Origin of the sequence: Streptomyces sp. NPDC002564 (assembly GCF_042889645.1) — a bacterium.
Lineage (GTDB): Bacteria > Actinomycetota > Actinomycetes > Streptomycetales > Streptomycetaceae > Streptomyces.
Window position 1 is genome coordinate 901897 of the sequence record NZ_JBIARE010000002.1, and the last position, 21963, is coordinate 923859.

Here is a 21963-nt window from a genome sequence, read left to right on the forward strand (position 1 = left end):
GACCGGCTCACGGCGCCTGGTCGCCGGCCGCCACCGCCTTCGCCCACCGGTAGTCGGCCTTGCCGCTCGGCGAGCGCTGGATGCGGTCCGTGAAGACCACGGCCCGCGGGATCTTGTAACCGGCGAGCAGGGACCTGCAGTGGGTCTGGATCTTCTCCAGGTCCAACGGGTCCGCCGAGCCGCGCAGTTGCACGACCGCGGCCACCCGGCTGCCCCAGCGCTCGTCGGGCACCCCGGCGACCAGGGCGTCGTACACGTCGGGGTGTGACTTGAGGGCCTGCTCGACCTCCTCCGGATACACCTTCTCGCCGCCCGTGTTGATGCACTGCGAGCCCCGGCCCAGGACGGTGACGATGCCGTCCTCGTCGACCGTCGCCATGTCGCCGAGCAGCACCCAGCGCTCCGCGCCCTTCTGGAAGAAGGTCTCGGCGGTCTTCGCGGGGTCGTTGTAGTAGCCGAGGGGCACGTGGCCGCGCTGGGCCAGGCGGCCGACCTCACCCACCGGCACCGGCTCGTGCGTCGCGAGATCCACCACCTGGGTGCGTTCGTTGACCTCCAGGCGGAAGCCCTTCTCGGGGCCCGAGTCGTCCGTCGCCTTGCCGTTGGAGCCCGACTCGGACGAGCCGAAGTTGTTGAGGAGGAGCACGTTCGGCACCAGCGCCTGGAACTGGGCGCGCACCGTATCCGACATGATCGCGCCGGACGAGGAGACGCTGAACAGGGACGACAGGTCGGTGCCCCTGAGGGGGCCGTGCAGCGCGTCGATGAGGGGGCGCAGCATCGCGTCGCCGACCAGCGACACGCTCGACACCTTCTCCTTCTCGATGGTGCGCAGCACCTCCTCGGGCACGTACTTGCGGTGCAGGGCCACCCGCTGCCCGTAGTTGAAGGCGATGAACGACGTGAGCGTCGACGTGCCGTGCATCAGCGGGGGAGTGGGGAAGAAGGTGAGGCCGGGACCGCCCGCCGCGACCCGCTCGGCCAGTTCCTCGGGCCGCTTCACCGGCTCGCCCGTCGGTTCGCCGCCGAACAGCCCCGCGAAGAACAGGTCCTCCTGGCGCCACATCACCCCCTTGGGCATGCCCGTCGTGCCGCCGGTGTAGATGATGAACAGGTCGTCGGCCGAGCGCGGACCGAACCCGCGTTCCGGTGACGCCGCGGCCTCCGCGTCGGCGAAGGCCACCACGTCGAGCGGGGGCGCGTCCGCGGGCGGCGCCCCCACCCGTATCAGGTGCCGCAGCTTCTCCGTGCGCGGCAGCGCCGCCGCGACCCGCGCGGTGAACTCGGCGTCGAAGACGAGCGCCGCGAGGTCGGCGTCCCGGTAGAGGTAGACCAACTCCTCTTCGACGTAGCGATAGTTGACGTTGACCGGGACAAGGCGCGCCTTGAGGCAGCCCAGCACCGTCTGCAGGTACTCGACGCCGTTGTACAGGTGCAGACCCAGGTGCTCGCCCGGCTGCAGGCCGCTGTCGATCAGGTGGTGGGCGATGCGGTTGGCGGCCGCGTCGAGCGCGGCATACGTCAGACGGTGCTCCGCGCCCGTGCCGGGGTGGTCGATGTAGACGAGCGCCTCGCGGTCGGGGACCACGTCGACGACCGACTCGAACAGGTCGGCAAGGTTGTACTCCACCGCACTCCTCCTGACCCCGGCGTCCACAGTGACGTCTCGCCCGTCCCGAGCGGCGTCCGGCTTGGCGGTCATCAGAGCAGAGGCGCACACAAGTGGGAAGGGCCTCCGCGCAAGAAAACTGACTGAGTGTCAGAAAACTATTGAACTGGCTCCCCGGCTACTGCAACCTGTTCCAGGTCCGGCGGCGACAGGACGGCCGGCGACGGAGGGAGCACGGCAATGGGTGGGACGGAACACCTCTCCGTGCGGCGCGAAGGCGCCACACTGATACTCACGCTGAACAGGCCGGAGGCGAAGAACGCACTGTCGCTGCCGATGCTCGTGGGCCTCTACGACGGCTGGCTGGCGGCCGACGCCGACGACGACATCCGCTCGATCGTGCTCACCGGCGCGGGCGGCTCGTTCTGCGCCGGCATGGACCTCAAGGCGCTCGCCGGCCAGGGCATGACGGGCGAGCAGTACCGGGACCGGCTCAAGGACGACCCGGACCTGCACTGGAAGGCGATGCTGCGCCACCACCGCCCCCGCAAACCCGTCATCGCCGCCGTCGAGGGCTACTGCGTGGCGGGCGGCACCGAGATCCTGCAGGGCACCGACATCCGCGTCGCGGGCGAGTCGGCGACCTTCGGCCTCTTCGAGGTCAAGCGCGGACTGTTCCCCATCGGCGGCTCCACCGTCCGCCTGCCGCGCCAGATCCCCCGTACCCACGCCCTGGAAATGCTGCTCACCGGCCGCCCCTACTCCGCGGCCGAGGCCGCCTCGATCGGCCTGATCGGACACGTCGTCCCGGACGGCACCGCGCTCGACAAGGCGCTCGTCGTCGCCGAACAGATCAACGCGTGCGGGCCGCTCGCCGTCGAGGCCGTCAAGGCGTCCGTGTACGAGGCCGCCGAACTCACGGAGACGGACGGCCTGGCGGCCGAGCTGAAACGGGGGTGGCCGGTCTTCGACACGGCCGACGCGAAGGAGGGCTCCAAGGCCTTCGCGGAGAAACGGGCCCCGGTCTTCCGGCGCGCGTAGCCGCCGTGCCGCTGCGGGCCGCAGCGGCCACCCACGCCCCTCGCCGGGGCGCCCCCGCCGTCACGTGAAACGGAGTGCTGCCATGACGTCCGCCCCCTCGCCGGAGGTGCTGCGCGCGCCGCTCGTCGTCGAGTTCCCCTTCACCCGCTCCCTCGGGCCCGTCCAGAGTGCCTTCCTCACCGGCCTGCGCGAACGCACCGTCCTCGGGGTGCGCACCGGCGACGGCCGCACCCTCGTGCCGCCCGTCGAGTACGACCCGGTGACCGCCGAGGAACTGCGCGACCTGGTCGAGGTCGCCGCCACCGGCACCGTCACCACCTGGGCCTGGAACCACGAACCCCGCCGCGGCCAGCCCCTCGACACGCCCTTCGCCTGGGTCCTCGTCACCCTCGACGGCGCCGACACCGCCCTGCTGCACGCCCTGGACGCGCCGGGCCCCGACGCGGTCCGCACCGGCATGCGGGTCCGCGTCCGCTGGGCCGCCGACCGGACCGGCGCCATCACGGACATCGCCTGCTTCGAACCGCACGAACCCGCACCGCGTGAAGGAGACGGGACGGCACGAGAACCCGCACCGCACGACGGGGTGTTCGAGGACCCCGTGACCGGCATCGTCGCCGCCGCACGCCTCGACTACACCTACTCGCCGGGCCGCGCCCAGACCGCCTACATCAACGCGCTCTCCGAACGCAAGACGGTCGGCGAGCGCTGCCCCTCCTGCCGCAAGGTGTACGTGCCGCCCCGCGGCGCCTGCCCCACCTGCGGCGTCGCCACGGTCGAGCGCGTGGAGGTCGGTCCGCGCGGCACCGTCACCACGTACTGCATCGTGAACATCAAGGCGAAGAACCTCGACATCGAAGTCCCCTACGTCTACGCGCACATCGCGCTCGACGGCGCCGACCTCGCCCTGCACGCACGCATCGCGGGCATCCCCTACGACCAGGTCCGCATGGGCCTGCGCGTCGAACCGGTGTGGACCGAGGGCGGCCGCTTCCCCGACCACTACCGCCCCACCGGCGAGCCCGACGCCGACTACGACACGTACAAGGAGCTGGTGTGATGGCGCCCCGAAAGCCGTCCGTGATGCGGCCCGCCCGCGAGGTCGCCGTCGTCGCCTTCGGGCAGAGCGACCACCTGCGCACCTCCGACGAGCTCTCCGAGGTCGAGATGCTCATGCCGGTGCTGCACCAGGTGCTCGCCGCCACCGGCCTCAAGACCAGCGACATCGGCTTCACCTGCTCCGGATCGTGCGACTACCTCGCGGGCCGCGCCTTCTCCTTCACCATGGCGCTCGACGGGGTGGGCGCCTGGCCGCCGATCTCCGAGTCGCACGTCGAGATGGACGGCGCCTGGGCGCTGTACGAGGCCTGGGTGAAGCTGCAGACCGGCGAGGCCGACACCGCGCTCGTCTACTCCTACGGCAAGTCGTCGCCGGGCTCCGTGCGCGACGTCCTGACCCGCCAGCTCGACCCGTACTACCTGGCCCCGCTCTGGCCCGACGCGGTGGCCCTCGCCGCCCTCCAGGCGCAGGCGCTGATCGACGCGGGCGAGACCGACGAGCCCGCCCTCGCCGGCGTCGCGAGCCGCAGCCGCGCGGACGCCGCCGACAACGCCCACGCGCAGTTGCGCGGCGCCGTCGCGCAGGGAGAGTACGCCGTACGCCCGCTGCGCACCGGGGACTGCCCGCCGATCGGCGACGGGGCCGCCGCCGTGATCCTCGCGGCGGGGGAGCGGGCCGGGGAGCTGTGCGAGCGCCCCGCCTGGATCCGCGGCATCGACCACCGCATCGAGGCGCACGGCCTCGGCGTCCGGGACCTCACCGACTCGCCGTCCACCCGGCTCGCCGCCGAGCGCGCCGGATTCTTCGAACGGCCGGTCGACACCGCCGAGTTGCACGCCCCCTTCACCTCGCAGGAGGTCGTCCTGCGCAAGGTCCTCGGCCTCGGCGACGACGTCACCGTCAACCCGTCCGGCGGCGCCCTCGCCGCCAACCCCGTGATGGCCGCCGGACTCATCCGGATCGGCGAGGCCGCCGCCCGCATCCACCGCGGTGCCTCCGACCGCGCCGTCGCCCACGCCACGTCCGGGCCGTGCCTGCAGCAGAACCTGGTCGCCGTCCTGGAAGGAGACGCCCGATGAGCAGTCCTGAGGGGACCGCGCCCGTGGCCGGGAAGCGGGTGGCCAAGGAACCCGTCGCCGTGGTCGGGATCGGCCAGACCAAGCACGTGGCCGCACGGCACGACGTGTCGATCGCCGGCCTGGTCCGCGAGGCCGCCCGCCGCGCCCTGGACGACGCGGAGCTGACCTGGGCCGACATCGACGCCGTCGTCATCGGCAAGGCGCCCGACTTCTTCGAGGGCGTCATGATGCCCGAGCTGTACCTGGCCGACGCCCTCGGCGCCGTCGGCAAACCCATGCTCCGCGTCCACACGGCGGGCTCCGTCGGCGGCTCCACGGCCCTCGTCGCGGCCAACCTCGTCGCGGGCCGCGTCCACGGCACGGTCCTCACCCTCGCCTTCGAAAAGCAGTCGGAATCCAACGCGATGTGGGGCCTCTCGCTGCCCGTCCCCTTCCAGCAGCCGCTGCTCGCGGGCGCGGGCGGATTCTTCGCCCCGCACGTACGCGCGTACATGCGGCGCACCGGAGCCCCCGACGGCGTCGGCGCGCTCGTCGCCTACAAGGACCGGCGCAACGCCCTCAAGAACCCCTACGCGCACCTCCACGAGCAGGACATCACCCTGGAGAAGGTCCAGGCATCGCCGATGCTGTGGGACCCGATCCGCTACTCGGAGACCTGCCCGTCCTCCGACGGCGCCTGCGCGATGGTCCTCACCGACCGGGCGGGCGCGGCCCGTTCGCCCCGCCCGCCCGCCTGGATGCACGGCGGCGCCATGCGCAGCGAGCCGACGCTCTTCGCGGGCAAGGACTTCGTGTCCCCGCAGGCCGGCAAGGACTGCGCGGCCGACGTCTACCGGCAGGCCGGCATCGCGGACCCGCGCCGGGAGATCGACGCCGTCGAGATGTACGTGCCGTTCTCCTGGTACGAGCCCATGTGGCTGGAGAACCTCGGTTTCGCCGCCGAGGGCGAGGGCTGGAAGCTCACCGAGTCCGGCGTCACGGAGCTGGACGGCGACCTCCCGGTCAACATGTCCGGGGGCGTCCTGTCGACCAACCCCATCGGCGCCTCCGGGATGATCCGCTTCGCCGAGGCGGCACTTCAGGTGCGCGGTCAGGCGGGCGAGCACCAAGTCGACGGCGCCCGCAAGGCGTTGGGGCACGCCTACGGGGGCGGTTCGCAGTTCTTCGCCATGTGGCTCGTCGGGGACCGCCCGCCCACCACCTGAGGGCATTCGCCGCGCGAGGGTGGACCGAGACCTTCCGCCGCGGCCTGTCCGGCGCCGGGAGCGAAAGCTAGGCTGGCGCCGGACGACGCATCCGGGAGGAGCACCGACGTGGCCGACAGCACCATTCAGCAACACCCGCTCGCGGGCTGGGAGAAGCCGCAGCTCGACCTCAGCACCGCGGACTGGCGATCCAGCAGTGAAGGGCGGGGGGACGTGGAGATCGCCTTCGTGGAGGGCTTCATCGCGATGCGCAACGGCGGGCGCCCCGAGAGCCCTTCGCTGATCTTCACCCCGGCCGAGTGGGGCGCGTTCGTCCACGGCGCCCGCGCGGGCGAGTTCGACCTCACGTAGCGCCCGGCGCGACGGCGCCCGACGGTCCTTGGACCCCGCCGAGCACGTGACTTTCGACTCTCCCTCCGGGGGCCGGACTGCACGAGGCTGAAGCCATGAGCAGCGAACCGGTCAGCAACGCGACAGTCGAGTCCGTGAGTGAGTCCGTGAGCGGCAACGGGTCCGGGGACGGCGAGCGCGTCGTCGCGGCCGTCGACGGTTCGGCCGGCAGCGGCCGCGCCCTGGAGTGGGCGCTGACCGCCGCACGGCTGCGCGGCGTGCCCCTGCGCATCACGCATGTGCGGGGGTACGAGATGCCGCTCGTCGACGGCCCCTTCTCCTCCGTGCTCGAACGCACCGAGAGCGACCCGGTGCTCGATCAGGTGCGCGCCGCCCTCGTGGGCCGCGCCGACCTGCCCGAGCTGGAGTTCGTCGGCGTGGACGGCAGTCCCGGGCGCGAGCTGCCGCGGCTCGGCGCCGGGGCCGGCCTGCTGGTGCTCGGCTCGCGCGGCAGGGGCGGCTTCGCCAGCCTGCTGCTCGGCTCCAACGGTCTCGCGTGCGCACGCGAGGCGGCCTGCCCCGTGGTGATCGTGCCCCGCCCGACGGCGGCCGGGCAGACCGCGGACCCCGGGGCGGCGGCGGGACCGCGCGTGGTCCTCGGGCTCTCGGCGCCCGCGCCGGACGAGAACTCCGTCGCGTTCGCCTTCGCCGAGGCCGAGCGGCGCGGGGCCCGGCTGCAGGTCGTCGCCGCCTACCCGTGGCCCGTGCTGAGCTGCACGCCCGCCGGTGACTTCGTGATGAACGCGGTCGCCGACCAGGAGACGGAGCGGGACTACGGCGAGCTCGCCGACGACGTGCTCACGCCCTACCTCACGCGCCACCCCGAGGTGCCGGTGGACGTGGTCGTCGCCCCCGGTGACGCCGCCCGGCACCTCGTGGAGGCCTCCCAGGGCGCCGACCTCCTGGTCGTGGGCCGCCACCGGCGCAGGCTGGCCCCCGGCCGGATCCTCGGCTCCGTCACCCACGCGGTGCTGCCGCACGCGGGGTGCCCGGTGGCGGTGGTACCGCCGGAGCCGGCGGCGGGCTGAGGAGGAGGCGTCGGGGCGGGCGGCTGTGCCCAGCGGCCCCCTTCCCGGTGAACGGCACGGCGTGCCCCGGCCGTGTCCTCGCTGGTCACACGAGCGGTACGGAACCTCAGAGACCCCGGCGCGGCGCCTTTCGGGGGCGTGGCCCCGGCGCCGGTTCGCGCGGCGGGCCACGTACCATGGGCGCATGTCCTTCCTCCGCCGCCGCAGCTCCGCCACTCCCGCGGGCCCGGACTTCGATGTCCTGGCCATGGACCCCGGTGACTGGCCCGGCAATCTCGGCGCGGGCCTGCTGCCCGCCCCCGACGGCAGCTGCCAGGGCGTCTTCCTGCGCTACGACCTGTTCGGCGGCCGCGGCCCCGCGATGATCATCGGCAATCTTCCCGAGGGATCGCCCGCCCGTGAGACCGCCGAGGGCGAGATCCCCTTCGAGGTGGCCCAGCTTCTCCTGGCGCTGGAGAACGAGGAGGAGGTCACGGTCGTCTCTTCCGAGGACATGCCGGTGATGCAGGGGGACAACCTCCTCATCGTGCGCCGCCTGAAGCTCTCGGAGAGCCGGATCTCCTGCGTCCAGTTCGACCGCAGCGACAACGTCCTGGTGACCATCGCGGCCTGGGACCGACCGATCACCGACGACCTGTACGCGCTCCTGAAGCCGCTGCCCGCGGAGCTCTTCCAGCAGGGCTGACCGTTCCTCCTGTCCCCGCGCTGCCCCGTTCCTGCCACGGAGCGGGGCAGTTTTGTGTCGTGCTCTTGCCACGCAGTCATCGGACTTTTAACGTGACCGGACATGACTCAGGGGATCACGCGAAGAACGACCATGAGGTCCGCGATCGGCGGTGCGGCCGCACTGGCGGCGGGCGGTGGCACGCTCGCCGGTGCCGGGTCCGCCGCGGCGGCTGACGCACGTCCGGGACTCGATACCTCCGATGAATCGCTTCTCTGGTACGCGGCGCCCGCCGCGGACTGGGAGCGCGAGGCGCTGCCGATCGGCAACGGAGCCCTCGGTGCGATGGTCTTCGGCACCCTCGCCTCCGAACGGCTCCAGTTCAACGAGAAGACGCTGTGGACCGGCGGCCCCGGCTCCCGGGAGGGTTACGACTTCGGGAACTGGCGCGAGGACCGCCCCGGCGCCCTCGACGCCCTGCGCGACGAACTCGACACGAAGGGCCGGCTCTCCCCGGACGCCGTCGCGGCGCGACTTGGCCAGGCCCGGCGCGGCTACGGCGCCCACCAGACCTTCGGCGACCTCCACATCGAGATGCCCGGCGCCCCGGCCGCGCCCGACGGCACCTACCGCCGTTCCCTCGACCTGGCCCAGGGCCTCGCGACCGTCTCGTACACCCATGAACAGGTGCACCACCAGCGGGAGTTCTTCGCCTCCTGTCCCGACGGGGTGATCGTCGGGAAGCTGTCCGCCGACCGCACCGGACAGGTCACGTGCACGCTCCGGTACGGCTCGCCGCGCGCCGACTTCACCGCGCGGGCGAACGGCGACCGGATCACCGTACGAGGTGAACTCGCCGACAACGCGCTCACGTTCGAGGCCCAGCTGCGGGTGCTGAACCAGGGCGGCAAGCGGGTGGCGAACGGCGACGGCAGCGTCACGGTGACCGGCGCCGACCACGTCTGGTTCGTACTCGCCGCGGGCACCGAGTACGCCGACACCTACCCCGACTACCGGGGCGACGACCCGCACGCCACCGTCACCCGCACCGTCGACAAGGCCGTGACGACGGGCCACGGCGCGCTGCGCACCCGGCATCTGGGCGACCACCGTGCCCTGTTCGGCCGCGTGGCCCTGAACATCGGGCAGGCGCTGCCCGCCGACGTCCCCACCGACCGGCTGCTCAAGCAGTACGGCACCGGCGCGGCCGCCGCCGACCGGGCCCTGGAGGCCCTCTTCTTCCAGTACGGCCGCTACCTCCTCATCGCCTCCTCGCGTGCGGGCTCGCTGCCCGCCAACCTCCAGGGCGTGTGGAACAACAGCACCACCCCGCCCTGGTCGGCCGACTACCACACCAACATCAACCTCCAGATGAACTACTGGCTCGCCGAGGCGGCGAACCTCCCCGAGACGACGGCCCCTTACGACCGTTTCGTCGAGGCGCTGCGCGCGCCCGGGCGGCGCACCGCCGAGGAGATGTTCGGCAGCCGTGGCTGGGTCGTGCACAACGAGACCAACCCCTTCGGCTTCACCGGGGTCCACGACTGGTCGACCTCCTTCTGGTTCCCCGAGGCCGCGGCCTGGCTCACCGCGCAGCTCTACGAGCACTACCGCTTCGGCGGCTCGACGGACTACCTGCGCACCACCGCGTATCCCCCGATGAAGGAGGCCGCCGAGTTCTGGCTGGACAACCTGCGCGCCGACCCGCGTGACGGCACGCTGATCGTGACGCCCAGCTACTCGCCCGAGCACGGCGACTTCACCGCGGGCGACGCCATGGCCCAGCAGATCGTCCACGACCTGTTCACCAACACGCTGGAGGCCGCCCGGGTCCTCGGCGACGCGCCGGCCTTCCGCGCCGAGCTGGAGAAGACGCTCAGAGCCCTCGATCCTGGCCTGCGCGTGGGCTCGTGGGGCCAGCTCCAGGAGTGGAAGACGGACCTCGACGACCGCGCCGACGACCACCGCCACGTCTCCCACCTCTACGCCCTGCACCCCGGGCGCCAGATCGAGCCGGGCAGCAAGTGGGCCGACGCGGCCAAGGTCTCCCTGACGGCGCGCGGCGACGGCGGCACCGGCTGGTCGAAGGCCTGGAAGATCAATTTCTGGGCCCGCCTGCACGACGGCGACCACGCGCACAAGATGCTCGGCGAACAGCTCAAGTCCTCGACGCTGCCCAACCTCTGGGACACCCACCCGCCGTTCCAGATCGACGGCAACTTCGGTGCGACCTCCGGCATCGTCGAGATGCTCCTGCAGAGCCAGCACACGGCGATAGAGATCCTGCCGGCCCTGCCCGCGACCTGGCCCGAGGGGTCGGTGCGCGGTCTGCGGGCCCGCGGCGGCGCCACGCTCGACATCGACTGGTCGTCGGGCCGCGCCACCCGCATCACGCTGACCGCCACGCGTACCCGTGAACTCACCCTGCGCAGCGACCTGTTCGGGGGCGGATCGAAGGTGGTGAAGGTGCGGGCGGGGCAGCGGTACGTCTTCGAGTGAGCGGGGCGCCGGGACGACGGGACGACGGGACGCGGGGTCCGGGCGGGCGGCATGCGTCCTGGCACGGCGGGGTGATCTCGACGGCGATGGGGTGGTCCCGGGCGTGATGGGGTGGTCTCGGCCGTGATGAGGTGGTCTCAGGAGTGATGCGGTGGTCTCGACGGCTGGGGGGATCGAGGCCATCATCTGAGCATCGCGGAACGGAGACCGGTATGGACGTGACCCCGGGAAACCCCGTCAGGGCGGCGCGCCGCCGAAGGCCTCTCTTCGCCCTCACCGTCGGTGCGGTCCTGGCCGTGGGCGGCTGTTCGGACGGCTCCCCGGCGCCGGACGGCGGCCCGCAGGCCGACCCGAGCGCTCCGGCGCAAGGGGGCGGCACGCCGGGGGCGGCCGGTGGGCAGACCCCGGACCGCGGTTGGCAGGCGGAGGCCCAGGACGCCGTCAACGTCGTCGACGGGTTCTGGCGCGCGCACTGGAACGAGCACTTCAGCGGCGCCTACAACTCGCCGACCGTGCGCGGCGCCTACACCCCCGGCACCGCCGAGGCCCCCACCTGCGCGGGCCAACCCGCCGTCGCCTTCAACGCGTTCTACTGCCGCCCCCAGGACTTCGTCGCCTGGGACGCGGAGCTGATGAGCAGCGGCTATCAGCAGGGTGACGCGTGGGTCTATCTGGTGATCGCCCACGAATGGGCGCACGCCGTGCAGGGCCGGGTGCAGGGGCTGTCCGACGTGGCGGCGGAGCTGCAGGCCGACTGCCTGGCGGGCGCCACCCTCTACGGCTCCGACGACCTGCGGTTCGAGGACGGCGACTCCCAGGAGCTGGGCCAGGCCCTCACCGCCCTGGCCGACGACACACCCTGGACCAGCTCCCGGGACCACGGCAACGCCGACCAGCGCATCAAGGCGTTCAACTCCGGCGGAAGCGGCGGAGTGAGCGCCTGCCTGCCCCGCTGACACCTCGGGGACGCGAGCCGTGACCCGCGCCCCCCCCAGGAGTGGGCCGTGACCCAGGGGATGAACCGCGCCCCCAGGAATGGCCCGTCGTCACGGGTCACCCGTGTCGGCTGCTCCCCTTCCTGTCGACGACGCAGGAGGCCTCGGCGCTCTTGCCCGGGTCGCTCACCGAGCGCGCGGTGAGGGTGATGCGGGCGTTCTTGCGGGCGTCGGGCCGCGCGGTGACGGCGACGTCCACGTCGACCGTGGCGCCGGCCCGGGCCGTGGCCAGCTCGTTGGGCAGCCACGCGGACCAGCCGCGCCCCGTTGCCTCGGCGGAGAGCCGGTAGACGTCGGAGTCGAGGTAGCGGGAGACGTCCTCGGGGTGCCCGCCGGGCGCCTCGGCCGCCGCCCTGCCGGTGTTCTTGAGCGGGAAGGTGCAGGTGGCGCGGCCCTTGACCGGGCTGCCCGCCGCCTCGCCGCGGCGCAGGGACGCCCCGCGGCGCTGCGGGCCCGCGCCGTCCAGGGACTTGACGGCGATGGTGTACGACAGGATGCGCGAGCGGTTGCGCTGGATGTCGGTGACGTAGAAGTGCAGGCGGTTGGCCCGGTCGACGTACTCGTACGAGCTGCCGGAGTCCGCCCCCGCGTGGAAGAGCGCGTCGCTCAGCTGACGGTAGTCGCCCATGGTGATCTTCTGCGGAGTACCGTCGGGGCGGGTGAAGTCGACCATGTCGATGTCCTCGGGGTGGCTGTCGATCACCCACGCGAAGGGGGCCCGGTCCTCGTTCTTGGTCTTGGTGATCAGCACTCCGTTGTCCGGGGTGAACGAGTCCATGCCCATCCGGTCCACGACTTCGACGGTGTAATTCTGGTAGCCGCCGCCATCGCACAGCGGGTCGGTGTCGCGGTCGCAGGCGGGGGACAGGTCGCGGTTCATGGCGATGTTGACGCCGGACAGGCCGGTGGCGCCGGGCGGCGCGGAGCGGGCGGTGACCTTGGCGACGACCACGCCGGAGTCCTTCAGCGCGTCACGGTCCAGACGCAGCACGTTCTTCTCGTCCACGATGCCGAGTTCGAGTTTGTCGCGCAGGATGTGCTGCGAGCCCATCGAGCCGCCGTCCGTGGCGGGGATCTTCCAGCGGGTGTGCGGTCCGCCGGGGCCGTTGAACGAACCGCGCGAGAGCATGCTCCAGATGCCGGTGTAGGCGCGGCTCAGGGGTTTGCCGTAGGGATTGTTGTAGTTGTCGCCGATGCCCAGGATGTGGCTGAGCTCATGGGCGTACACCCCCATGCCGGAGCTCTCGGCCTGGGTGGAGGAGCCGGTGACGGCGTTGGGCCAGATGCGGGCCGCGGCCTGCCAGGACGTCCACGGCACGTAGCGGGTGGTGGCGGCGTTGCTCCCGGACAGGATGGGGGAGGGCGGGCCCCATGCGGCCGGTACCTGCCCCTCGGAGCCGAACTTCATCTGGCCGAACTCCTGCCAGGTGGACGACTCGTCCTGCCCCGCGGTGAGGTAGAAGACGAAGTCGTACTTGGCCGCCTCCGCCTCGCCGACCTGCGCGATCCAGGCCGCCTTGCCGTTGGCGCGGATGTCCTTGCCGCAGGTGCTGCCGGTCGGGCAGGCGCCGGGGTTCATGCCCGGCTCGATGCCGTACTGGAAGGACTTGAACGGCATGCGGTACACGCCGAACGCCTTCAGGTCGACGCCGACGCGACCGCCGGAGTCCTCCATCCAGTACTCGTTGATGGTGTGGCCCCGGTTCAGGGTGCCGGGCTTGTTGAGGAAGTCCTCGTAGAACGCGGGCAGTTCGTCGCGCGGTACGCCGGATGCGGTGGGCTGGGGGTTGCCGAACACGGTCGACCCCGGCGGTCCGCTGACGGTGAACTCCTCGTCGGGGTAGTCGAGGAGCACCAGAGCGCCCTTGAAGGTCCGCCGGGTGGGCTCGATGTCGGGGTCGGCCCAGTTCGTGCCGGGCACGGAGCGGTACTCGCTCCAGGTCATGTCGTCGGGATTGCGCCAGTTCTGCGGGTCGATGGGCCGGACCAGGGAGGGCCGGGTCCGGTCGGCCTCCCCGCTCTCGTCGGGTGTCGCCTGGGCGGTGCCGATGGCGGCGGCCGCAAGGGCGGCCAGCGCGGTGGCGACGACGGTCGTACGACGGGCCTGGCCGCGGCGCGGACGGGTGTGGTGTCCGTGCGCGGCGCGTCTGTGACGGAGGAACATGGCTCACCTCGTGCCTCTTGCCGGGACAAAATGGACAAGTGCATGACAAGCCGTGCGAGTGGTGCGTGCACCGCTGCCAAGGTAGATCGCCCGGAGCGGTGATGCCAGAGTGCCTTCGGGCCGCCACCGGGACACGTTCCGTCCGGGTCGCGACGCGTCAGGCGGCCCCGCGGCGGGCAGGATGGGGACCCCGTCGCTCGACGCGCCGTCCACCGGACCGCCGAGCGCCGCCCCGCGGAAGGAGCCGACCATGCCAGGCGACCGGCACGGCCACCCGATGTCCCGCACCGGCCCCGAGGCCGTGGCCTCCTACGAACAGGCCCTGGACCACCTGCTGTTCTTCCGCCCCGAGGTGGCCGACGCGTCCGGACGGGTGCTCGCCGAGGCACCCCGCTCCGTCATGGGCAACGTCCTCGCCGCACACCTCGGCCTGCTCGGCACCGAGGAGAAGGACGCGGCCGAGGCCCGCACCGCGTTCGAACGCTTCAAGGAACACGCGCACCGCGGCGAGATGACACCGCGCGAACGGATGCACGTCGCCGCCGCCACCTCCTGGCTGAACGGCGACATCCACCGGGCGGGACGGGTCCTCGGCGAGATCTCCGTGGAGTACCCGCACGACGCGCTCGCGCTGGCGGTCGGCCACCAGATCGACTTCTTCACCGGCGACGCGCCCCGGCTGCGCGACCGCATCGGCGGTGCCCTGTCCGCCTGGGACCCCTCGGACCCGCACTACGGCCCCGTCCTCGGCATGTACGCCTTCGGCCTGGAGGAGTCCGGCCATTACGAACAGGCCAGGGAGGCCGGCCTGGAGGCCGTCGACCGGGGGCCGCGCGACGTGTGGGCCATCCATGCCGTCGTGCACACCTACGAGATGCAAGGGCGCTTCGCCGACGGCATCCGCTACCTCGACACCCGCGCCGACGCCTGGGCGACGGGCAACTACCTGAACGTGCACAACTGGTGGCACTACTGCCTCTACGCCCTGGAGGCCGGCGACACCCCCCGCGTCCTGGAGATCTACGACGCCGCCCTGCACCACGCGCAGTCACCGGGCGCGGCCATGGAACTCCTGGACGCCGCCGCCCTGTTGTGGCGCCTGCACCTCGCCGACGCGGAGACCGGGGAGCGCGGAGCGCGGCTCGCCGACGCCTGGGCCGCCCGGCACGACGGGGCCTACTACGCCTTCAACGACGTGCACGCCGTCATGGCGTACGTCTGCGCGGGCCGCCTCGCGGAGGCCGAACGCCTGGTGCGCGCACGCGAGGCGTACGTCGCGGTCGGCGGCCCCCGCACCGCCAACCGCGCCATGACGGCGGACATCGGCCTGCCGGTGTGCCGCGCGCTGGTCGCCTACGGACGCGGGCACTACGACGAGGTCGTGGACCTCCTGCTGCCCGTGCGCCACCGCCTGGGGGAGTACGGCGGCAGCCACGCCCAGCGCGACGCCGTGCACAAGACGCTGCTGGAGGCCACCCTGCGCGCCGAGCACCACGCACTGGCCCGCACGCTGCTGAGCGAACGCATCAACCTGCGCCCGGTCTGCCCCTACAACTGGCTGGCCCAGGCCCGCCTCGCCGACGGCCTCGGGCAGGGCGCGCAAGCCGCCGCGGCCCGCACGAAGGCCGCCGACCAGGCCGCCGAAGGGGCGGCCGCCCTCAAGCGCTGAGCCGCGGCACCGGCCGCCCCGGCGCACCGCTGCCGCGCGGCACGACCGGGGCGCGCCCGCCCGGCGACGGCGTGCCGGCGGTGCGCACCAGACCCGCGTACGCGCAGCGCAGCGCGACCAGCGACTCCTGCGCCTCGCGATAGGCGTCCGCGTCGGGGCCGCGCCGGTGCGCGAGGGTCCTGAGGGCCGCGCTGCGCCGGTCCAGGGTGGAGAGCCAGGCGCGGTGCCGGGCGGGCAGGTGGCGGCGCAGCTGGTAGCGGCTGCCGACACCCATCCGGCCGCCCATGCCGAGGACGGCGTCCGAGACCAGCAGCACCGGCGGTTCCAGCGCCTCCTGCTCGGCGAGCGCGTCGAGCACCGCGCACTGCTGGGCGGTCGCCGGGGCCAGGTTCAACTGCACCGCGCTCAGCCTCAGGTGCCGCAGCAGGGCGTGCTGGATGCGGGTCATCCGGCTCAGCGCCACCCCGACCGCGTCGTCCCCGGGAGTCCGGCCCGCCAGCGACTCGGCGAGCCGGAAGAGCCACGTCCCGTGCGCCTCCAGCCGCACCGTGGCCAGCATGAGCCGGTCCAGGCGGGACAGCGGCAGGCCCGGTGCCGACCAGCGCACGATCGGCGTCAGGCTCTCGGCACGGGCCAGCTGGTCGACGGCCACCGCCCGGCCGGGTTTGCGCACCGGCGTCCAGTTGAGCAGCGACAGCGTGGGCAGCGCCACGAACTGCTGGTGGTCGCTGCGGTGCGCGAGCGACGCCCACAGGGCGAGGAACTGCTCGTTCGCGGTCCGGCGCGAGACGGGCGCGTGCGGGTCGAGGCCGGTCCAGCCGCAGGCCGCCACGACGACCGCCATCCGCATGGCCGCCGCCGTCGCCCGGTGCTCCGACAGACGGGCGACGCGCCGGCGAAGCACCGCCAACTCCTCGTCCCGGCAGGCCCTTTCGACCAGGAGGCGGGCAACCTCCCGGCTGGGCGCGGCAGCGGCGGCCCGCGCCAGGTCGTCCAGATCCGTCCAGGCCCCGGAGAGATGCGGCACGGGCAGGCGCCGCGGCAGGAAGCCGTGGGTGAGCGGGTGGAGCGGGGTGGCGGCACGCGCGACGGCGGCAGGCTCGGGACTCGGCGCCGGCGCGGGGGCGGGGAGCGGGACGGGAGTGGGGAGGGGGCGGGGCGCGGGAACCGTCGCGGGGCTCTTGTGGCGCAGCGCCGTGGGGAACGTCATGGGACAGCCTTTCTGTGCGCGACCGAAAGGAAGCGGGGATCAGCCCACGCGGCCGTAGAGGTCGGGGTGGTACGCGGAGAAGGACGAGACGCGGACCTGCTTTCCCGGGCGCGGGGACTCCACGTACGTGTCGCCGCCGAGGTAGATCGCCACGTGGTGGATCCCGGCCGCCGAGCCGTCCGACGACCAGAAGAGCAGGTCGCCCGGGCGCAGCTCGGAGCGGGAGATGTGCGTGGCGGCGCGGTACTGGGCGTCGGCGACGCGCGGCAGGCTGACGCCCGTGTGCCGGAACGCCTGCTGCACGAGCCCCGAGCAGTCGAAGCCGTACGGGCCGCTGCCGCCCCAGACGTACGGCTTGCCGAGCTGCCCCTGCGCCCACCGGGCGGCGGCGCTCGACGTGGCGGAGCCGTGGCGCGAGGGGGCGCCGTGGAGGGAGCCGCCGTCGCCCCGCGCGACGCGCCCGGACCTGCCCGGCGCCTCGTACCGTCCCGTCGCCCGGGACGTGCCCGTGGCCCCGGACGTGCCGGTGCGGGCCTCGTACCGGTCCTTGTGGCTGGTCCAGCGCCACCAGCCGGTGGCGTCCTTGTACCAGTACCGGGAGCCGTCCCAGCCCGCCCTGCTCGGTGCCGGTTCGGCGCTCGCCGTCCCGGCCCCGACGGTCAGCAGCGCGGCGGTGCCGGCGGCCGCCAGGACCGCTCCCCGCGCCACGCTCCGCCGTCGAGGCGCGCCGTGCCGCGCCGGGGTGTGTTTCGGTTTCCGCACTGTGTGACCTGCCTTTCGGTGACTGCGCAGGTGGTGCCCGGCGATCGGTGCGCTGTCCGCGTCGAGCAACGGGCGCCTTGCGCAAGCGTGTTGACGGGGCGATAGATGATCTTCCGCTCTGTCATCGTCACAGCTCGATTCCGTCGAACTCCCCGGCGAAGGTCCTTAAAGGCGGGGACTTTCGGCCTCTGGGAATCCGCGTGCGTTCCCTGACCGATTCCTGAACGCCGGGCCGACGCGGGAGGACGGGCGGGCTCAGCGGGCGGCCCGGAGCCCGGTGACGACCGGGCGGTGATCGCTGCCCAGGTCCGGGAGCACGGTGGAGCCGGTCGCGTCGAGACCGCGCACCAGGACGTGGTCGAGACGGACGAGCGGGAACGCGGCGGGCCAGGTGAATCCGAGTCCCTCGCCCGCCTGCCGGTGCGCGGACCGCAGCTCCCGGGCCAGCGGGGCGAGACCCCGGTCGCGCAGACTGCCGTTGAGGTCGCCGAGGAGCACCACGCGCGGCGTGCCGTCGTCCGCCACGCGCCGGGCGAGCCGCGCCGCGCTCGCGTCCCGCTCCTGCACGGTGAAGCCCTTGCCCAGGCCGACGCGGACGGACGGCAGGCGCACCGCGTACACCGCCGTGTCCCCGACCGGGGTCCGGGCGACGGCGCGTACGGCATGCGGCCAGGCGCCGCCCAGGTCCAGCTTCTCGACCCCGCGCAGCGGATAGCGGGACCACAGCCCGAGGGTGTCGCCCACCGCGTGGTGCGGGTAGCGGCCGCCGAGCTCCTTCTCGTACGCGTGCATGGCCGGGCCGGGGACCTTCTCCAGCGCCACCACGTCGGCATCCGTGGCCCGCACCCGACGGGCCACGTCGCGCGGCGCGGTGCGGTCGCCGCCCACGTTGACGGTCAGCACCCGGAAGTCGGCACGCCCCAGGTCCCGCCCCCCGAAGTCCACGATGCCCGGCCAGAACAGCGCGACCCAGGCGACCGCGGGCACCAGGACGCACGTCACCTCCTTGACGGAGCGCCGCACCGCCGCCCACACCAGCAGGAGCGGGACGCCGAGGCCGAACCACGGCAGCGCCGTCTCCGCCAGGCTTCCCAGGTGCCCCGGCGAGTTCGGCAGCACGCCGGGGAAGACCAGGAGCCCGGTGAGCAGAAGGGCACAAAGGGCGATGCGCATGGGGGAAGCCGTTCCTTCAGAGGTCGCCGGGTGCGCGGCGCGCGGAGCCCCAGCCGATCAGGGCGAGTCCCACGGCCGCGGTCGCGACCGCGAGCAGCACGCCGCACAGGAACGGGGCCGTCATCGCTCGTCCCCCGCCCCGTGGTCCTCGCACGGCAGCGTCAGGACACCGTCACGGGCGTCGTACTCGAAGAGCTCGGCGTAACGGCCCCAGGTGATCGCGATGGTGAGCTGCTGGCGCGCGGTGGACTCCGAGCAGGTCGCGCGGAGCCGGTCCGTCACGTGGCTCTCGCGCAGCCGTCCGCCGTCCGAGGCCGTCAGCAGGGTGCGGACGGTGGCGATGAGCGGGACGTTGGCGAGCACCGCGGCGGCGAAGAGGTGCTTGCGGGTGAGGATGTCGGCGCTCGCGAAGCCGCTGCCGGTGGTGGTCAGCCGCAGCTCGCCGGCCCGGACCCGGGCGTACGCGAGCATCTTGGCGGCCTCCACCAGCGGCATCAGGTCGTCCACCGCGTAGGACAGCGCGTCCGCGAGGACGGGGAGTTCGACGGCACCGCCGCGGCCGTCGAGCTCCTCGAGGAGGCCCGTGAGCTGCTCCACGTCGGCGTGCGGCAGGGGCGCGGCGGCGCGCAGCGGGTCGTGCCCGCCGAGCGCGGCGGGCAGCTCCGCGCGCTCACCGGTCAGGCACTCGTACGCGTCCTCGATGAGCGCCTCGAAGCCGCGGGTGCGGCGGTTGCGGGGGCGCGGCAGGTCCACGCGCAGCTCGATCGAGAGGGTGCCGGGGTCGGTGCCGAGGATGAGGATCCGGTCGGCGAGCTGCACGGCCTCCTCGATGGAGTGCGTGACCAGGAGGGCGGTGCGGGTGGGGCTGTCGCGGCGGGTGAGCAGATCGAGCAGTTCGCCCCGCAGGGTCTGCGCGGTCAGGACGTCCAGGGCGGAGAACGGCTCGTCCATCAGGAGCACGTCCGGCTCCACGACCAGCGCGCGGGCGAAGCCGACCCGCTGGCGCATGCCGCCGGAGAGCTCCTTCGGGTACGCGTTCTCGAAGCCGTCGAGGCCGACCATGTCGATCGCCGCGAGCGCCCGGCTCCGCCGTTCGGCGGCCGGTACGCCCCGGGCCTGCAGGCCGAGTTCGACGTTCTGCTGCACCGTGAGCCACGGCATCAGGGCGAACGACTGGAAGAGCATGGCGGTCCCCGGATTGGGTCCTTCGACCGGCGCGCCGCGGTAGCGCACCGTCCCCGCGGACGGGGCGAGCAGCCCGGCGATGTGCCGCAGCAGCGTCGACTTGCCCGAACCGGACTTGCCGAGCAGCGCGACGATCTCGCCCTCGTGCAGGGTGAGGTCGATGTCCTGCAGGACCGGCAGCACGTCCCCGGTGGGCGAGGTGAAGTGCTTGTGCAGGCCGCTCACGGTGATGACGGCACTCTCGGCGAGGGCCGGGACCCGGGCCGCGGTGCAGGTGCCGGACGCGTTCATGGCGGGTGTGTTCGTGGCGGGTGTGTTCATGGGATCGCTCCTGAGCGATGCGGTGGTGCGGGGGTGGTGGGAGGAGGTCCGGTACCGGCAGCGGGCGGAGGGGCCGTGCCCCGGTGCGGCGGGCCCGGTCACAGGGCGCAGCGCTTCTGTGCGAAGCGGTACAGGCGCCGCCAGAGGAGCCGGTTGATGATGACGACGTAGACGCTCATGAGGACGGCGCCCAGGAAGTTGCGGGCGAAGTCGCCCGCGTCGGTGGCCTGCGTGATGTAGGCGCCGATGCCGACGGCGGTCAGGGTCGTCGTGCCGTAGCTGACGAGTTCGCCGGGGATGGAGGCGTTCCAGGCGCCGCCGGACGCTGTCAGGGCGCCGGTCGTGTACGAGGGGAAGACCGCGGGCAGGATCAGCTTCTTCCAGCGCAGCCAGCCGCGCAGGCCCAGGTCGTCGGCGGCCTCGCGCAGGTCGCCGGGGATCGAGCTGGCGCCCGCGATCACGTTGAACAGGACGTACCACTGGGCGCCCAGCGCCATCAGCGCGATCGCGCCCCAGTTCAGGGAGATCCCGGACGCGCCGAGCGCCACGACGGCGAGCGGGAAGAGGAAGTTGGACGGGAACGAGGCGAGGACCTGGACGATCGGCTGGGCGATCCGGTTGACCCTCGGGTTCATGCCGATCCACGCGCCGATGGGCACCCAGACGAGCGTGGAGAAGACCACCAGGATCATGACGCGGCCGTATGTGATGAGCGTGAGCCACGCCGCGTGGCCGACCTCGCCGACCGGGACGTTGTCCAGGATGTACGAGCAGGCCTTCCCCAGGATGGCCGCGACGGCCGCGGTGCACAGGACGTAGAAGGCGATGTCGGCCCGCCTGCGGCGGACCGGGTCGTGCTGCAGCCGTCCGGAGCTGGTGCCCAGGGCGCGCCGCATGACCCGGTCGAGGCGCTCACCGGCCGGGTGCAGCATCCGCCCGGCCAGCGCGGGCAGGGTGGAGCGGCGCAGCACGTTCAGGAACCAGCTGCGGGGCTGCTCGGCGATCTCGCAGTCCTCGGTGCGGAACCGTTCGGCCCACGCGGTGACCGGCCGCCAGAAGAAGAAGTTGACCGACACGATCATCACGATCATCACGGCGATGGCCAGGGCGACCCTGCTGCCCTCGCCCTTGTCCAGGGCCTGCGCCACGTACGAGCCCACGCCCGGCAGGCCGTTGTCGCGGCCGTTGACGCTGATGGTCTCGGAGGCGGACAGCGCGAACCAGGCGGCGCCGAAGCTGATCATGCCGTTCCAGACCTGGGCGATCATGCCGCTGGGCACGTCCACCTTCCAGAACCGCTGCCAGCGGGTGAGGCGCATCAGCCGCGCGGCCTCGTCGAGTTCCTTGGACTGGGTGGTGAGGGACTGGTAGAAGGCCATCGCCATGTTCCACACCAGGGCGGTGAACACGGCGAAGACGGAGGCGAGTTCGAGGCCGAGGGTGGAGCCGGGGAACATCGCGATGAACCCGGTGACGGTGATGCTGAGGAAGGTCAGCACCGGCACGGACTGCAGGATGTCGACGGCCGGCACGATCACCTTGGCCGCGCGCCGCGAGCGGGCGGCCCAGGTGCCGAACACGAAGGTGAAGAGCACGGCGGGCACCAGCCCGGCGAACATCCGCAGCAGCGAGCGCGCCGCGTAGTACGGCAGCTCGCCCGGATCCGTGGACACGACCGGCGGCCGGTCCGCGTCGAAGGGCCGGTCGGTCGAGGCGCCGACCCGGGCCACGAGGTAGAAGACCGCGACGACGCCCAGCAGGACGAGGACGTCGACGGGGCGCATACGGGCGACGCGCACGGCGCCGCGGGAGGGGAACTGGCGGAGCTTGGACATGGGGAGACCCGGAAGGTTTGCGGGCACGGTGCACGGGCGCGGACGTGCCGCGCGGGTGCGGGCCCTGAGGCGGG

At 72.9% G+C, this 21963-nt stretch carries 17 protein-coding genes; 10 read left to right on the forward strand and 7 right to left on the reverse strand.

Features of this window, described 5'->3' with window-relative positions; translation table 11 throughout:
• Positions 1–7: 7 nt before the first annotated feature.
• On the reverse strand, positions 8–1630 hold the full coding sequence (locus tag ACFYXE_RS10230; protein ID WP_389310905.1) for an acyl-CoA synthetase: 1623 nt from the start codon (positions 1628–1630) through the stop codon (positions 8–10).
• A gap of 219 nt (positions 1631–1849) precedes the next feature.
• Here ACFYXE_RS10230 and ACFYXE_RS10235 point away from each other — a divergent pair, with 219 nt between their 5' ends.
• The 9 genes from ACFYXE_RS10235 to ACFYXE_RS10275 all read left to right on the forward strand — a co-directional run bounded on the left by ACFYXE_RS10235 (position 1850) and on the right by ACFYXE_RS10275 (position 11531).
• Positions 1850–2650 (forward strand): crotonase/enoyl-CoA hydratase family protein, encoded by an 801-nt coding sequence (locus ACFYXE_RS10235; protein ID WP_389310907.1) that lies wholly within the window; start codon positions 1850–1852, stop codon positions 2648–2650.
• An 82-nt stretch (positions 2651–2732) separates the two neighbouring features.
• Complete coding sequence (locus tag ACFYXE_RS10240; protein ID WP_389310909.1) at positions 2733–3710, forward strand: Zn-ribbon domain-containing OB-fold protein; 978 nt, start codon at positions 2733–2735, stop codon at positions 3708–3710.
• On the forward strand, positions 3710–4789 hold the full coding sequence (locus ACFYXE_RS10245; protein WP_389310911.1) for a thiolase domain-containing protein: 1080 nt from the start codon (positions 3710–3712) through the stop codon (positions 4787–4789). Before ACFYXE_RS10240 ends, ACFYXE_RS10245 begins: the two co-directional genes overlap by 1 nt.
• A 38-nt stretch (positions 4790–4827) precedes the next feature.
• On the forward strand, positions 4828–5994 hold the full coding sequence (locus ACFYXE_RS10250) for a thiolase domain-containing protein (protein ID WP_361177671.1): 1167 nt from the start codon (positions 4828–4830) through the stop codon (positions 5992–5994).
• 108 nt (positions 5995–6102) lie between these two features.
• Positions 6103–6345, forward strand: coding sequence for a DUF397 domain-containing protein (locus ACFYXE_RS10255; RefSeq protein ID WP_361177656.1), 243 nt, complete (start codon positions 6103–6105; stop codon positions 6343–6345).
• A 134-nt stretch (positions 6346–6479) separates the two neighbouring features.
• Positions 6480–7412, forward strand: coding sequence for a universal stress protein (locus tag ACFYXE_RS10260; RefSeq protein ID WP_389310913.1), 933 nt, complete (start codon positions 6480–6482; stop codon positions 7410–7412).
• 184 nt (positions 7413–7596) lie between these two features.
• Entirely contained in the window at positions 7597–8097 is a 501-nt protein-coding gene (locus ACFYXE_RS10265; protein ID WP_361177660.1) for a hypothetical protein, read from the forward strand.
• A 132-nt stretch (positions 8098–8229) separates the two neighbouring features.
• A complete protein-coding gene (locus ACFYXE_RS10270; protein ID WP_389310915.1) occupies positions 8230–10575 on the forward strand; it encodes a glycoside hydrolase N-terminal domain-containing protein in 2346 nt (781 codons plus the stop codon).
• Positions 10576–10787: 212 nt separating this feature from the next.
• Positions 10788–11531, forward strand: coding sequence for a hypothetical protein (locus ACFYXE_RS10275; RefSeq protein WP_389310917.1), 744 nt, complete (start codon positions 10788–10790; stop codon positions 11529–11531).
• A 97-nt stretch (positions 11532–11628) separates the two neighbouring features.
• Here ACFYXE_RS10275 and ACFYXE_RS10280 read toward each other — a convergent pair whose 3' ends face one another.
• On the reverse strand, positions 11629–13734 hold the full coding sequence (locus tag ACFYXE_RS10280; RefSeq protein WP_389310919.1) for a M6 family metalloprotease domain-containing protein: 2106 nt from the start codon (positions 13732–13734) through the stop codon (positions 11629–11631).
• A gap of 250 nt (positions 13735–13984) precedes the next feature.
• On the opposite strand from ACFYXE_RS10280, the gene ACFYXE_RS10285 reads away from it, so the two are divergent.
• Positions 13985–15403: a tetratricopeptide repeat protein gene (locus ACFYXE_RS10285; protein WP_389310921.1), complete on the forward strand. Its 1419-nt coding sequence runs from the start codon at positions 13985–13987 to the stop codon at positions 15401–15403.
• Here ACFYXE_RS10285 and ACFYXE_RS10290 read toward each other — a convergent pair.
• The 5 genes from ACFYXE_RS10290 to ACFYXE_RS10310 all read right to left on the reverse strand — a co-directional run bounded on the left by ACFYXE_RS10290 (position 15393) and on the right by ACFYXE_RS10310 (position 21889).
• On the reverse strand, positions 15393–16613 hold the full coding sequence (locus ACFYXE_RS10290; RefSeq protein WP_389310923.1) for a hypothetical protein: 1221 nt from the start codon (positions 16611–16613) through the stop codon (positions 15393–15395). The two genes, ACFYXE_RS10285 and ACFYXE_RS10290, sit on opposite strands and share 11 nt — an antisense overlap.
• A gap of 39 nt (positions 16614–16652) precedes the next feature.
• On the reverse strand, positions 16653–17321 hold the full coding sequence (locus ACFYXE_RS10295; protein ID WP_389310925.1) for a C40 family peptidase: 669 nt from the start codon (positions 17319–17321) through the stop codon (positions 16653–16655).
• 309 nt (positions 17322–17630) lie between these two features.
• Positions 17631–18548, reverse strand: coding sequence for an endonuclease/exonuclease/phosphatase family protein (locus ACFYXE_RS10300; protein ID WP_389310927.1), 918 nt, complete (start codon positions 18546–18548; stop codon positions 17631–17633).
• 120 nt (positions 18549–18668) lie between these two features.
• Positions 18669–20054, reverse strand: coding sequence for a nitrate/sulfonate/bicarbonate ABC transporter ATP-binding protein (locus ACFYXE_RS10305; RefSeq protein ID WP_389310929.1), 1386 nt, complete (start codon positions 20052–20054; stop codon positions 18669–18671).
• A 98-nt stretch (positions 20055–20152) separates the two neighbouring features.
• Entirely contained in the window at positions 20153–21889 is a 1737-nt protein-coding gene (locus tag ACFYXE_RS10310; protein WP_389310931.1) for an ABC transporter permease, read from the reverse strand.
• Positions 21890–21963: the final 74 nt, after the last annotated feature.

Coding starts and splice junctions, on each gene's coding strand:
- ACFYXE_RS10235 (WP_389310907.1), top strand. CDS start 1,850: ATGGGTGGGACGGAACACCTCTCCGTGCGGCGCGAAGGCGCCACACTG.
- ACFYXE_RS10300 (WP_389310927.1), bottom strand. CDS start 18,548: ATGCGCATCGCCCTTTGTGCCCTTCTGCTCACCGGGCTCCTGGTCTTC.
- ACFYXE_RS10305 (WP_389310929.1), bottom strand. CDS start 20,054: ATGAACACACCCGCCACGAACACACCCGCCATGAACGCGTCCGGCACC.
- ACFYXE_RS10280 (WP_389310919.1), bottom strand. CDS start 13,734: ATGTTCCTCCGTCACAGACGCGCCGCGCACGGACACCACACCCGTCCG.
- ACFYXE_RS10285 (WP_389310921.1), top strand. CDS start 13,985: ATGCCAGGCGACCGGCACGGCCACCCGATGTCCCGCACCGGCCCCGAG.
- ACFYXE_RS10275 (WP_389310917.1), top strand. CDS start 10,788: ATGGACGTGACCCCGGGAAACCCCGTCAGGGCGGCGCGCCGCCGAAGG.
- ACFYXE_RS10245 (WP_389310911.1), top strand. CDS start 3,710: ATGGCGCCCCGAAAGCCGTCCGTGATGCGGCCCGCCCGCGAGGTCGCC.
- ACFYXE_RS10265 (WP_361177660.1), top strand. CDS start 7,597: ATGTCCTTCCTCCGCCGCCGCAGCTCCGCCACTCCCGCGGGCCCGGAC.
- ACFYXE_RS10240 (WP_389310909.1), top strand. CDS start 2,733: ATGACGTCCGCCCCCTCGCCGGAGGTGCTGCGCGCGCCGCTCGTCGTC.
- ACFYXE_RS10270 (WP_389310915.1), top strand. CDS start 8,230: ATGAGGTCCGCGATCGGCGGTGCGGCCGCACTGGCGGCGGGCGGTGGC.
- ACFYXE_RS10290 (WP_389310923.1), bottom strand. CDS start 16,613: ATGACGTTCCCCACGGCGCTGCGCCACAAGAGCCCCGCGACGGTTCCC.
- ACFYXE_RS10310 (WP_389310931.1), bottom strand. CDS start 21,889: ATGTCCAAGCTCCGCCAGTTCCCCTCCCGCGGCGCCGTGCGCGTCGCC.